Genomic DNA, 13,128 nt, shown 5'->3' on the forward strand with positions numbered 1-13,128 from the left:
CAGTCCTTTCCGAAAATCGTTGAATGCGCGATCTGCGCGGGCGCGAACATAGCACACGGTTTCGTGACCGCAATTCGGGTCGGGCCAACCGGACAGAGGCACGGAAAAGCTCGCGGCGGGCTTGACCTTCCCATCATGGGAAGACCCATATAGCCGTGGTCCCGACCGAACAAGGAGGCGGACCATGACTGCGCCACCCACCGAAACCACCCTTGCCCTGCCTGTCACCGGCATGACCTGCGCCTCTTGCGCCGGTCGGGTCGAACGGGCGCTGAAGGCTGTGCCCGGCGTCAGCGCCGCCAGTGTCAACCTTGCCACCGAAACCGCCGAGGTGCGCGGCATCGCCCCTGTCGCGACGCTGATCGGTGCGGTGGAGAAGGCGGGCTATCACGTCGCCGCCCCGCCGCAGGATCTGGTGGTGGAGGGGATGACCTGCGCCTCCTGCGTCGCGCGGGTGGAACGGGCGCTGAAGGCGGTGCCGGGGGTGACGGGTGCGTCGGTGAACCTGGCCACCGAAAGTGCGCGGGTCGAGGGGCCGGCCGATCCCGCGGCGCTGCTGGCGGCGGTCAAGGCGGCGGGCTATGCGGCGCGCCTCGCCTCGACTGCCACCGAGACCCCGGTCGAACGCCGCGCGGAAGAGGCGGCGGGGCTGAGGCGCGACCTGATCCTGTCGGCCGCGCTGACCCTGCCGGTTTTCGTGCTGGAGATGGGCGGGCACATGATCCCTGCCTTTCACCACTGGGTGATGGCGACCATCGGCCAGGGGACGAGCTGGGGAATCCAGTTCCTCTTGACTACGCTGGTTCTCGCGGGGCCGGGGCGGCGGTTCTTCCTCAAGGGCATCCCGGCGCTGCTGCGGGGGGCACCCGACATGTCCTCGCTGGTCGCGGTGGGGGCGGGCGCGGCCTGGGTCTATTCGACGCTGGCCACCTTCCTGCCGGGGCTGATGCCGCCCGGCTCGGTCGCGGTCTATTTCGAGGCGGCGGCGATGATCGTGACGCTGATCCTCTTGGGCCGCCTGCTGGAGGCGCGCGCCAAGGGCCGGTCCTCCGAGGCGATCGCCCGGCTGGTCGCGCTGCAACCCGCCACCGCGCATCTGCGCCGCGACGGAAGGGTGGAGGACGTGCCTCTGGCCGAGGTCCGCCCCGGCGACGTGCTGGAACTGCGTCCGGGCGAGAGGGTGCCGGTCGATGGCCGCGTGATCGAGGGCAGAAGCTGGATCGACGAATCCATGGTGACCGGCGAGCCGGTGCCGCTGGAAAAGGCGCCGGGCGACCGGGTGATCGGCGGGACGGTGAACCAGACCGGGGCGCTGGCGATCCGGGCCGAGGCGGTGGGCGCCGACACCATGCTGTCGCGCATCATCCGCATGGTCGAGGCGGCGCAGGGCGGGAAACTCCCGATCCAGGCGCTGGTGGACCGGGTGACGCTGTGGTTCGTGCCGGTGGTCATGGCGCTTGCCCTGCTGACCTTCGCGGTCTGGCTGGCCATCGGCCCCGCGCCCACGCTGCCCATGGCGCTGGTCAATGGCGTCGCCGTCCTGATCATCGCCTGCCCCTGCGCCATGGGGCTGGCAACGCCGGTCTCGATCCTGGTCGGGACGGGCCGGGGGGCGGAACTGGGCGTCCTCTTCCGCAAGGGCGAGGCGTTGCAGGCCCTGCAGGGGGTCGAGGTCGTGGCCTTCGACAAGACCGGCACCCTGACCGAGGGCCGGCCGGTGCTGACCGCCTTTCACCCCGCCCCCGGCGAGACGCGCGAGGCGCTGCTGCCGATCCTCGCCGCGGTCGAGGCGCAGTCCGAGCACCCCGTCGCCCGCGCCATCGTCGCGGCGGCCGAGGGCATGGCCCTGCCCCCGGTCGAGGGGTTCCGCGCCCTTCCCGGCCATGGCGTCGAGGCCCGCGTCGCAGGATCCGACATCACGCTCGGCTCGGCGGCCGAGATGGCGCGGCGGGGCGTCGATGTCGCGGCCTTCGCGGATGAGGCCGGGCGGCTGGCCGACCGGGGCGAAAGCCCGATCCTCGCCGCGCGCGACGGCCGGGCGGTGGCGCTGATCGCGGTGGCCGATGCGGTGAAGCCCACCACCCCGGCGGCCATCGCGCGGCTCAAGGCGATGGGCCTGCGGCTGGCCATGATCTCGGGCGACAATGCCCGGACGGCGGGGGCCATCGCCCGCGACCTCGGGATCGACGAGGTGGTGGCCGAGGTCACGCCCGAGGGCAAGGTTCAGGCGCTGCACCGGCTGAAGGCGCAGGGCCGGCTGGCCTTTGCCGGCGACGGGATCAACGACGCGCCCGCGCTGGCCGAGGCGGATGTGGGCATCGCCATGGGCACCGGCACCGACATCGCCATCGAGGCGGCGGATGTGGTGCTGGTCTCGGGCCGCCTGCCGGTCCTGGCCGAGGCGATCGGCCTGAGCCGCGCGACGATGCGCAACATCCGGCAGAACCTGTTCTGGGCCTTCGCCTACAACGCCGCGCTGATCCCGGTGGCGGCGGGGGTGCTGTATCCCACCTTCGGGATCCTTCTGTCCCCGGTGCTGGCGGCGGGGGCGATGGCGCTCTCCTCTGTCTTCGTCCTGACCAACGCCCTGCGCCTGAAACGATACGGAGCCCGCGCATGATGACCATCGGAGAAGCCGCCCGCGCCAGCGGGGTCTCGGCCAAGATGATCCGCTACTACGAAGAGACCGGCCTGATCCCCGCCGCCGGGCGCACCGGGTCGGGCTACCGGACCTATGGGCCGAAGGAGGTGCAGATCCTGCGCTTTGTCCGCCGCGCCCGGGATCTGGGCTTTCCTATGGAGAAGGTGGCAGAACTGCTGGCGCTCTGGCGCGACCGGGACCGGGCCAGCGCCGATGTCCGGCACCTGGCCGAGGCACAGATCGCGGCGCTCGACCGGCGCATCCGCGAGATGCAGGAGATGCAGGCCACGCTGAGCCATCTGGTTCGGTCCTGCGCGGGGGACGACCGGCCCGACTGCCCGATCCTCGACGATCTCGGCGGCCATCCCGGCGGGCCCGCACGGACGGCCTGACCCCGGCTTGCACCCCGCCGCCGCTGCGGCCAAGCTGGGCGGGCACGGCAAGGAGGCAGCCCATGACCCACCCCATCGCCGCCGACGGCATCCGCTTCGACTTCCGCCCGCGGGGCGGTGTCCTGGACGGCCTTTGCGTCACGGACGAGGGCCGCGACATCGCCCCCCTGCACCGCGCGCCCTGGGCGGCGGCCGAGGTCCCGCCCGACGCCCCGCCGCATCAGGCCTGGCTTGCCGGCGATTTCCTGGCCGCGCCGATGGGGGCGTCGGAGCATGGCCTCCACGGGCGGGCAGCGAATGGCGACTGGCAGGTGCTGGACGCCCCCGCGGGCACCCTGCGCGCGGTCCTGTCGGGCGCGGTCGAGGGCGCGACGGTGGTCAAGGAACTGTCGCTGAGCGACGGCCACCCCTTCGTCTATCAGCGCCACCTGTTCATCGGCGGCGCGGGGGCGCTGCCGGTGGCCAATCACGCCATGGTCTCGGTCCCGAACGGCGCGCGGCTGTCCTTTTCCCGCAAGCGGTGGTGGGAGACGCTGGCCGAACCGCTGGAGACCACGCGCGGCCGGTCCCGACTGGCCTATCCCCGCCGGGCCGAGGACGCGGCCGAGTTTCCCGCCGCCGATGGCGGGACGGTGAACCTGCACCGCTATCCCTGGGGCACGGCGCACGAGGATTTCGTCGCAGGGGTGGAGGATCCGGCCTCGCGGCTCGGCTGGACCGCCGTCGTCCGGCCCGAGGAGGGCGATCTGTTCCTGTCCCTGCGCAATCCGGCGGTGCTGCCGATGACGATGCTGTGGCATTCGAACGGCGGGCGGGACTACGCCCCCTGGAACGGACGGCACAAGGGCTGCCTCGGGGTCGAGGAAGGCGCGGCGCTGCCGATGCTGGGCCTGTCGGCGCGGGAAACACCCGATCCGCTCTCGGCCGCGGGGCAGCCGCCGCTTCTGCGGCTTGACCCGCAGGGCACGGTGGAGGTGCGCCATGTGATCGGCGCCATCGCCTGGCCCACGGGGCAATCGGTCGCCGGGGTGATGCTGGAGGGCGATGTGCTGACCGTCACCGGCGACTGGGGGGCGGAACGCAGGTTGCCGATCCGGGGCGGCTGGCTGGGCGGCACCGCGCCGCAAGCGCCCGCGCCGAAGAAGCCCGCGCTCGACTGGGATCTGTGACCGGGCGGCAGCCCGGACTTTTCAAAAAGTCCGGACCGGAGCCTTGCCAGGCTCCGACACGATTTCCTTGAAGAAATCGTGCGCCTATTCCGAGAACCCCGGCTTCTGCGCCCAGGCCCAGGCATCGCCGATCATCTGCCGCAGGGTGGACCGTTTCGGCTCCCAGCCCAGCTCCTCGATGGCATGGGTCGAGGACGAGACGAGCATCGCCGCATCGCCCGGCCGCCGGTCGCCGATGACCACCGGAACCTCGCGGTTGGTGACCATGCGGCTGGCCTCGATCACCTCGCGCACCGAAAAACCGCGCCCGGTGCCCAGGCAATAGACCCCGTTCCCCTTGCCCGCGAGCAGCCGTTGCAGCCCAAGGACATGCGCATCCGCCAGGTCCGAGACATGCACATAGTCGCGCACGCAGGTGCCGTCCGGCGTCGGATAATCGGTGCCGAAGACCGTCAGCGCCGGGCGCTTGCCCACCACCGCGTCCAGCATCAGCGGGATCAGATGGGTCTCGGGCGTGTGCTGCTCGCCCGTCTCGCCCTCGGGGTCGGCGCCCGCGACGTTGAAATACCTGAAGATCACATGCGAAATCCCGGCGGCAACGCCGAAATCGCGCAGCATTTGTTCAATTGCCAGTTTCGAGCCGCCATAGGCGTTGATCGGCCGCTGCGGGGTGTCCTCGGTCAGGAGCACCCCGTCCTGGTCGCCGTAGGTGGCGCAGGTCGAGGAGAAGACGAAGTTCCGCACCCCCGCCGCCGCGCAGGATTCGAGCAGGTTCAAGGCGCCGGTGACATTGACGCGCCAGTAGCGGCCGGGGTCCTTCATCGACTCGCCCACCAGCGACAGCGCGGCGAAATGCATCACCGCAACGGGCCGGTGCTCGGCCAGCGCCGCGTCGATCGCGGCGCGGTCCATCAGATCGCCCTTCACCAGCGGACCCCATTGCACCGCGCCCTTCCAGCCGGTCGAGAGATTGTCGAACACGACCGGGATGAACCCGGCCCGCGCCAGCGCCTTGCAGGCATGCGCGCCGATATAGCCCGCCCCGCCCGTCACCAGCACTCGATCCGTCATCGCCCCTGCCCCCAATATCCGGCCCCGGCGCGTGGTGTGCGTTGAAACCACCGCGCTTGTCCAGCCCGTCCCCGACGTCGGGCCGGATCAGAGGAACATCAGGTCCCCCAGCGCGAGGGAACAGCCCTCCTCCATGCTGAACAGCGCCACCGCATTGGCGCTGGATCCTCCGTCGAGGTCGAGGAACAGTGCGCGGAAGTTGGTGTCCCAGTAGAGGACCGGCCCGCTGCCGAAGCTGGCCGGCAGCCCCGCCCCGGTCTGCCACATCCCGGCCAGCGTCGCCCCGGCCGCGATGCCCAGCGCCGCGCGGTCCAGCACCACCCGGTCGGTGCCCGAGGTGAAGTCGAGGAACAGGTCCTCGGCATCGGCGGTGTTGATGACGAAGTGATCGACCCCGAGGCCGCCGTGATAGACATCGCGTCCCGCGCCGCCGGTCAGCCAGTCGGCGCCCTCGCCGCCGTCCAGATGGTCGGCGCCGTTGCCGCCCGTCAGCGTGTCGCTGTCGGCCCCGCCCCAGAGCACGTCGTCATCGTCGCCGCCGTTCAGCGAATCCTGGCCCTCCTGGCCGTAGAGCCAGTCGTTACCCGCCGCGCCGTTCAGGGTGTCATCGCCGGTGCCGCCGTCCAGGTTGTCGCCGCCGTCACCGCCGTCCAGAAGGTCATGACCCTCCTGCCCGAACAGCGCGTCGGTCTCGGTCCCGCCGTAGAGCGAATCCTCGCCGAACGAGCCATAGAGCCAGTCGATCCCCTGCCCGCCGTATAACAGGTCGTTTCCATAACTGCCGTCGAGGTTGTCGCCACCGTTGTCGCCGTAGAGCGAGTCGTTGCCGAAGCCACCGAACAGCGCATCGGTCTCGGTGCCGCCTTCCAGCCGGTCCTCGCCATCGCCGCCGAACAGCCAGTCCACCCCGGCGCCGCCGTAGAGCCGGTCATTGCCCACCTCGCCTTGCAGGTTGTCACCGCCGTTGCCGCCGATCAGCGTGTCGTCGCCCGTGCCGCCCCAGAGCGCATCGGTGTCGTCCCCGCCGTCCAGGCTGTCGTTGCCGGCGTCGCCATAGAGCCAGTCCAGCCCCGCCAGACCCAACAGCGTGTCATTGCCCGCCCCCGCCGCGATCGTGTTGTCCAGCGTGTTGCCGGTGCCCAGGACGCTGACCGCCGAGGTGAACACCAGGATCTCCAGATTGGCGCCCAGGGTGCAGCTCACCAGCGTGGTCCGCACCGTGTCGGTCCCCGCGCCGGCGGCCTCAACCACCACATCCCCGGCCACGTCGATGATGTAGAGGTCATTTCCCAGACCGCCCTCCAGCCGGTCCGTCCCGGTGCCGCCGTCCAGACTGTCCTCGCCCGTCCCGCCATAGAGCGTGTCGTTGCCGATCCCGCCATCCAGCCAATCGCTGTCGTCGTCGCCATACAGCAGGTCGTTGCCGTCGCCGCCCAGGATCGTGTCCAGGCCCGACCCGCCCTCCAGCCGGTCGTTGCCGGCCCCGCCGTCGAGGAGATCGTTGCCAAGACCGCCGAAGAGCATGTCGTCGCCCAGCCTGCCCTCCAGCACATCCTCGGCATCGCCGCCATAGAGAAGATCGTTGCCGTCACCGCCAAGCAGCCGGTCGTTTCCGCTGCCGCCCTCCAGCCGGTCGTTGCCGACCCCGCCATCCAGCAGGTCGTCGCCATCGCCGCCGTAAAGACTGTCGAGCCCGTCCTCGCCGTAAAGCGTATCATTGCCCAGCCGGCCTTCCAGGATGTCGCTGCCGAGCCCGCCCGTCAGCAGGTTCGCCTGCCCGTCGCCTTGCAGCGTGTCGGCGCCACTGCCGCCGGTCAGGCCCTCGATGTCGGAAAACAGGTCGCCCTGCGCAAGGCCGGTGGACAGGGACGGGGTTTCCAGATCGACCCGCAGGGCGGTGGTGCTGTCGGCATAGGAGGCGATGTCGAACCCCGCGCCGCCATAAAGGATATCGGACCCGGCTCCGCCCAGCAGGATGTCGTTGCCTTCGCTACCGAACAGCATGTCGTTTCCGGCACGCCCTGACAGGCTGTCGTTGCCCATCCCGCCATAGAGCCGGTTCGCGGCCCCGTCCCCGGCAAGCGTGTCGTTGAAGGAGGTGCCCTCCAGATCCTCGACCACCACATAGATATCGCCCTGCGCCTCGCCCGTGTTCAGGCCCGGGGTCGTCAGGTCGGCCAGCACGCCCGCCGCGGCCCCGGCATAGCTGGCCAGGTCCACTCCCGCCCCGCCCTCCAGCCGGTCCGCCCCCGCGCCGCCGATCAGCGTGTCGTCGCCGTCCCCGCCATAAAGCAGGTCATTGCCCGCCCCGCCGGACAGCATGTCGGCCCCGCCAAGGCCAGAAAGAGTGTCGTTGCCGGCTCCGCCCTGGACAGTCTCTGCCGCAGCCGAGCCCGAGAAGCTGTCGGCGAAGGCGGTCAGGATGAACCCTTCGATGGTGAGGAACACATCGCCCAGCGCCTCGCCCTGGTTCTGGCTGGACGTGACCAGGTCGATCCGGACCGCAGCGGTGGCCGTCTCGTAGCTGACGATGTCGATGCCGTTGCCGCCCTCCAGCCGGTCCGCGCCCTCGCCGCCGATCAGCGTGTCGTTGCCGTCGCCGCCATAGAGGCTGTCATTGCCGCTGCGCCCCTCGAGCCGGTCGTGGCCGTCCACGCCGTGCAGGGCGTTGGCCTGCGCGTCGCCGAGAAGCGTGTCCGCGCCGGCGCCGCCTTCCATGTCCTCGATCGAGACATAGCTGTCGCCCGCCGCCTCGCCGGTGTTCAGGCCCGGATTGGCCAGATCAGCAAGCACGGCGGTCGTTGCCTCGCGGTAGCTGGCCCGGTCACGGCCGGCGCCGCCGTCCAGAATGTCGGCCCCGAGCCCGCCCAGCATGGTGTCGTTGCCGTTGCCGCCGAACAGGCTGTCGGCGCCGGCGCCGGCGCTCAGCCGGTCGTTTCCGTCCAGCCCGTCGATCCGGTTGTCGACCGCATTGCCGGTCAATGTGTCGGAGAAGTGGGATCCGGTGATCCCCTCGATCGAGATGTAGATCTGCCCGGCCGCCAGTTGCGTGTTCTGGCTCAGCACATCGAGGTTGACCCGGACCCCGGCCGTGGCCCCGGTGAGGACGATGGTGTCGAACCCCGCGCCGCCGTTGATCGTGTCCGCCCCGGTCGAGACCAGGAACATGTCATCGCCGGCCGTTCCGGTGATGAAGTCGATCTGGTTGGTGCCATAGAGCATGTTCTCGGGGTCGGGCGGCGTCGGCAGCGCGTGCCAGAGGCCGATGAAATCGCGCAGCTGGAAATTGCCCGGCATCAGCGGCAGGCCGTTCGACGAGATCAGCTCCAGCGTTTCGTCCCCGTAGGAGATCAGCGCGCCCGTGGCGGTGGCGGTGATCGTCAGCGCGGCCAGCGAATGGATCCGGCCCCAGGCCGACAGGTCGATCCGGTCGATGCCGAACTGGAAGTCCGCGATCACGTCATGCGCGGCATCGGCCGCGAGGACGAAGATGTCGGCCCCCGCCCCGCCATAAAGCGTGTCGCAGCCGCCGCCATCGGCCAGGATGTCGTTGCCCTGATCGCCCTGGATCACCTCGGCCCCGTCGCCGCCGATGACCATGTCCGACCCGGCCGCGCCCGTGAGCGTGTCGTCCGAAGCCCCGCCGGTCTGGATCGGCGCCAGCGTGCCGGGGTCGATCTGCAACCGGGTGATCCCGGCGCCCTCGGTGGCGATGAAGATCTCGATCACCCCGTTCACCACCCGCGCGGTCATGGCGGTGATGTTCTCGAACGGCAGGCCCTGCCCGCTGAGCAGCTGACCGCAGTTGACCAGCCGGCCGTCCGGCATCAGCGTCATCACCGTCAGCCCGTCGTCGCCGCCGCCGGCGATGACGAAGACCCGGTCGCCGACCTGGGCGGTGGCCAGCGTCAGCACCGACTGGAACCGGGTGTCCAGCGTGTCGATCACATGGTCGGTGACGGTGATCGCCCCGTCGGCGGTCAGGGCGATGACGCTGATCGACGACGAATTGGGCGAGGCGACGAGCAGATAGCTGGTCCCCGCCATCTCGACCATCCTGACCGCCGAGGGATCGGCGATCCCCAGCCCCTGCGGCGCGCCGATCACGGTCGGATTGCCCAGCGTTCCGTTGGCGGCGATCGGGAAGGCGCGCACTACGTCGGCCTCCAGCGAGAGGCTGACCAGAAAGCGTTGCCCGGCCACGGTGACCGGGATCATGTCGCCGATGTCGATGCCGGTGTGGGGTCCGTCCAGGATCTTCGATCCGACCAGGGTCATCGTGCCGTTGGCGGCCACCGAATAGGTGTGGATCGTGCTGTCGCCCATCCGCGCGGCGTAGAAATAGGTCGCCCCGCCGACCTGCACCACGCATTGCGCCGAGATCGCGCCCGAGAGGCTGCCCGGCAGCTGGATCGGGCTGTTCAGCGCGCCGGTCCCTGAGATGCCGAAGGCGTTGACCCCGGCCTGGTTCGCCCCGGTCACGATCAGGTGGGTGGTGCCGTTGATGACCACGGTCTCGATCGTTGCCGGGGCCGGCAGGGCTGTCCCGGGGGCGATGTTTTCCTGGTCGAGCAGCGTCATCGACGCCCCGACTTCCAGCGCGAGGACGCCGCCGCCAGCCCGGGTCGCGGTGTAAAGCAGCGTCTTGCCGCCCTGCACCACAAGCTCCAGATCGCAGATTCCGGAGATCACGTTCAGCGGCGCCGCCGTGAACGTCTCCACCACCAGAAAGTTGATCACTTCCGGCCCCGAACACACCCATGTACCCAAGGGTGAGGATGCCGGTCGAAGTCCTAATGCCGGGTGATCCGATCAGGGCGGAAACGCGGCAAGTGGACAGGATTTTCTGCAAAGCCGAGCGGTCAGGCCCGACTGCGCTCCGCACCGGCCAATCCGGGTCGGCGCGACGCAGGCGTTCAGACGAACTGTTCGCCGATCAGCCGTTCCTCGAGCCCGTGACCGGGGTCGAACAAGAGCCGGTGGCGCACGCTGTCCTCCGAGCGCACCTCGACGCTGACGACATCGCGGACAGAGGACCGGCTATCGGCATCGGCCATGACCGGGCGCTTCTCCGCCTCGATCACGTCAAACCGCACCAGGGCGGTCCGGGGCAACAGCGCCCCCCGCCAGCGCCGCGGTCGGAAGGCCGACATCGCGGTCAGCGCCAGCACGTCCGACCCGATGGGCAGGATCGGCCCATGCGCCGAGTAGTTGTAGGCGGTGGATCCCGCCGGGGTCGCCACCAGCGCCCCGTCGCAGACCAGTTCGTCCATCCGCACCCGCCCGTCGATGGAAACCCGCAGCTTTGCCGCCTGCGGACCCTGGCGCAGAAGCGAGACCTCGTTGATCGCCAGCGCCTCGGTCACGCGGCCCTTCGCATTCTGCGCCCGCATCGCCAGAGGGTTGATCACCGTCTCCTCAGCCGCCCGCAGCCGCTCGATCAGCCCGTCCTCGGCATAGGCGTTCATCAGGAAGCCGATCGTGCCGCAGTTCATGCCATAGACCGGCAACCGCCGCCCATGCGCCGCGTGCAGGGTCTGCAACATGAACCCATCGCCGCCCAGCGCCACGATCACCTCGGCCGACCGCGCGTCGGCCTGGCCGTAGCGCGCCGTCAGCGCCGCAAGCGCGGTGACCGCCGCCTCTGCCTTGCTCGCCGTGAATCTGATGCGCACTTGAGCCCCTCCCGACCGGCTGCCAAGTCTTGTCCGGGACACGCAGCGAACTCAACCCCTGTCCCCGCATCCAGCCCGACGCCCGCCTGTTCCTCCGGCCCTGGCCGGCTGCCCGTTCAGCAGAGGCTGTCCACACCCAGGTCACAGGCGCGGTCGAACAATCGGGTTGCCTGGGCGCCATCCTGTGGCACGCCGTCCCCCGCCTGATACATCAGGCCCAGGTTGCGACAGGCGGGACCGCTGCCCCCGTCGCAGCCCAGCCGGTAATGACGCGCGGCCTGCGCAGGATCCCGGTCAAGCCCGGTGCCGGTGTAGTAGGCCCAACCAAGGTTGCCGCAGGCCCGGCCATAGCCCTTGTCGCACCCGTCCCGCAGCAGCGGGATCGCCCGATCCGGATCGGCCGCCTGGCCGAGACCGACCAGATAGCTCATCCCGAGATCCGAACAGGAGATGACATTGCCCAGGTCGCACCCCTTGCGGATGAACTTCAGCAGCAGCGCATCGTCGCCGGCCGCCTGCGCCGCACGCGAACCGGCGAGGCAGGCATCCTGGTCGCCGGCATGACAAGCCTGCCAATCGTCGGCACGGGCAGCAGACCCCGACAGCACAAGCGCCAGCAAGGACGCACGGACGACCATCCCCGTCACAGACTTGCCTCCTTCCCGGCACAATGTCTTTCACGTCGCACTCTGACCATGGACGCATCCCGCCGCAAGCCGGCGACAGTTGCCGCTGTGGGGCGAGGGCGCCGCCGCGTCCGTCACCTGCGGCAAGAATATTTCGCGGCCGGTGCCGGACCTGTCGCTTTCTTGCCTTTCCCGTCGCATCCGCTTGGTCTAAATACCGCCGCACACCCACGCCCGGAGGACCTGACGATGAACGCCCCCCACCGCGATACCGGCTTCTTCACCGAACCCCTGTCCTCCCGCGATCCGGAACTGTTCGGCGCGATCACCCAGGAGCTCGGCCGCCAGCGCCACGAGATCGAGCTGATCGCCTCGGAAAACATCGTCTCCCGCGCCGTGATGGAGGCGCAGGGCTCGGTGATGACCAACAAGTATGCCGAGGGCTATCCCGGCAAGCGCTATTACGGCGGCTGCCAGTATGTGGACATCGCCGAGAACCTGGCGATCGAGCGCGCCTGCAAGCTGTTCGGCTGCGGCTTCGCAAACGTCCAGCCGAACTCGGGTTCCCAGGCCAACCAGGGCGTGTTCCAGGCGCTGCTGAAACCCGGCGACACCATCCTCGGCATGTCGCTGGATGCGGGCGGCCACCTGACCCATGGCGCGGCGCCGAACCAGTCCGGCAAGTGGTTCCACGCCGTGCAGTATGGCGTGCGCAAGCAGGACCTGACGCTGAACTACGACCAGGTCCAGGAACTCGCGACCGAGCACAAGCCCAAGCTCATCATCGCCGGCGGCTCGGCCATCCCCCGCATCATCGACTTCAAGCGGATGCGCGAGATCGCCGACAGCGTGGGCGCCTACCTGCTGGTGGACATGGCGCATTTCGCGGGCCTCGTGGCCGCGGGCCTCTACCCCAGCCCCTTCCCGCATGCCCATGTGGCGACCACCACGACGCACAAGACGCTGCGCGGCCCGCGCGGCGGCATGATCCTGACGAACGACGAGGAGATCGCGAAGAAAGTCAACTCGGCGATCTTCCCCGGCATCCAGGGCGGCCCGCTGATGCATGTCATCGCCGCCAAGGCCGTGGCCTTCGGCGAGGCGCTGCGCCCCGGCTTCAAGGATTACCAGGCTCAGGTCATCAAGAACGCCCAGGCGCTCGCGGACGAGCTGATGAAGGGCGGACTCGACATCGTCACCGGCGGCACCGACACGCATCTCATGCTGGTTGACCTGCGCCCCAAGGGCGTCAAGGGCAACGCCACCGAAAAGGCGCTCGGCCGCGCGCATATCACCTGCAACAAGAACGGCATCCCCTTCGACACCGAAAAGCCGACAATCACCTCCGGCGTCCGCCTCGGCACGCCCGCAGGAACGACGCGCGGCTTCGGTGAACCCGAATTCCGCCAGATCGCCCGATGGATCATCGAGGTCGTCGACGGCCTCGCCGCCAATGGCGAGGACGGCAATGGCGCGGTCGAGGCCAAGGTGAAGGCCGAGGTCGAAGCCCTCTGCCAGCGCTTCCCGATCTACCCGGAGCTGTGAGGGCGAACG

General features: G+C 69.7%; 8 protein-coding genes. 4 read left to right on the top strand and 4 right to left on the bottom strand.

The annotated features are described in order from the left end of the window. Window positions 1-184: 184 nt before the first annotated feature. The 3 genes from ACK4IU_RS08890 (at window position 185) to ACK4IU_RS08900 (ending at window position 4,202) form a co-directional block, all read left to right on the top strand. Window positions 185-2,620, top strand: coding sequence for a heavy metal translocating P-type ATPase (locus ACK4IU_RS08890; RefSeq protein WP_409733918.1), 2,436 nt, complete (start codon window positions 185-187; stop codon window positions 2,618-2,620). Beyond that, a complete protein-coding gene (cueR, locus tag ACK4IU_RS08895; protein WP_409734056.1) occupies window positions 2,620-3,033 on the top strand; it encodes a Cu(I)-responsive transcriptional regulator in 414 nt (137 codons plus the stop codon). The genes ACK4IU_RS08890 and cueR overlap by 1 nt, the downstream gene beginning before the upstream one ends. A gap of 62 nt (window positions 3,034-3,095) precedes the next feature. Continuing rightward, entirely contained in the window at window positions 3,096-4,202 is a 1,107-nt protein-coding gene (locus tag ACK4IU_RS08900; protein ID WP_409733921.1) for a hypothetical protein, read from the top strand. Between the two features lie 84 nt (window positions 4,203-4,286). Here the strand turns inward: ACK4IU_RS08900 and galE are convergent, their stop codons facing one another. The 4 genes from galE to ACK4IU_RS08920 all read right to left on the bottom strand — a co-directional run bounded on the left by galE (window position 4,287) and on the right by ACK4IU_RS08920 (window position 11,586). After that, window positions 4,287-5,273: a UDP-glucose 4-epimerase GalE gene (galE, locus tag ACK4IU_RS08905; RefSeq protein ID WP_409733924.1), complete on the bottom strand. Its 987-nt coding sequence runs from the start codon at window positions 5,271-5,273 to the stop codon at window positions 4,287-4,289. Window positions 5,274-5,360: 87 nt separating this feature from the next. Continuing rightward, the gene (locus tag ACK4IU_RS08910; RefSeq protein ID WP_409733927.1) at window positions 5,361-10,013 is read right to left on the bottom strand and encodes a hypothetical protein; all 4,653 of its coding nucleotides are present in this window, start codon (window positions 10,011-10,013) and stop codon (window positions 5,361-5,363) included. 176 nt (window positions 10,014-10,189) lie between these two features. Beyond that, a complete protein-coding gene (locus ACK4IU_RS08915; protein WP_409733930.1) occupies window positions 10,190-10,948 on the bottom strand; it encodes an NAD kinase in 759 nt (252 codons plus the stop codon). Window positions 10,949-11,064: 116 nt separating this feature from the next. After that, on the bottom strand, window positions 11,065-11,586 hold the full coding sequence (locus tag ACK4IU_RS08920; RefSeq protein ID WP_409734059.1) for a tetratricopeptide repeat protein: 522 nt from the start codon (window positions 11,584-11,586) through the stop codon (window positions 11,065-11,067). Window positions 11,587-11,823: 237 nt separating this feature from the next. Here ACK4IU_RS08920 and glyA point away from each other — a divergent pair, with 237 nt between their 5' ends. After that, on the top strand, window positions 11,824-13,119 hold the full coding sequence (gene glyA / locus ACK4IU_RS08925) for a serine hydroxymethyltransferase (RefSeq protein ID WP_409733933.1): 1,296 nt from the start codon (window positions 11,824-11,826) through the stop codon (window positions 13,117-13,119). The last annotated feature ends 9 nt before the right edge of the window (window positions 13,120-13,128 follow it).

Origin of the sequence: Tabrizicola flagellatus, assembly GCF_046295235.1 — a bacterium.
GTDB lineage: Bacteria > Pseudomonadota > Alphaproteobacteria > Rhodobacterales > Rhodobacteraceae > Tabrizicola > Tabrizicola flagellata_A.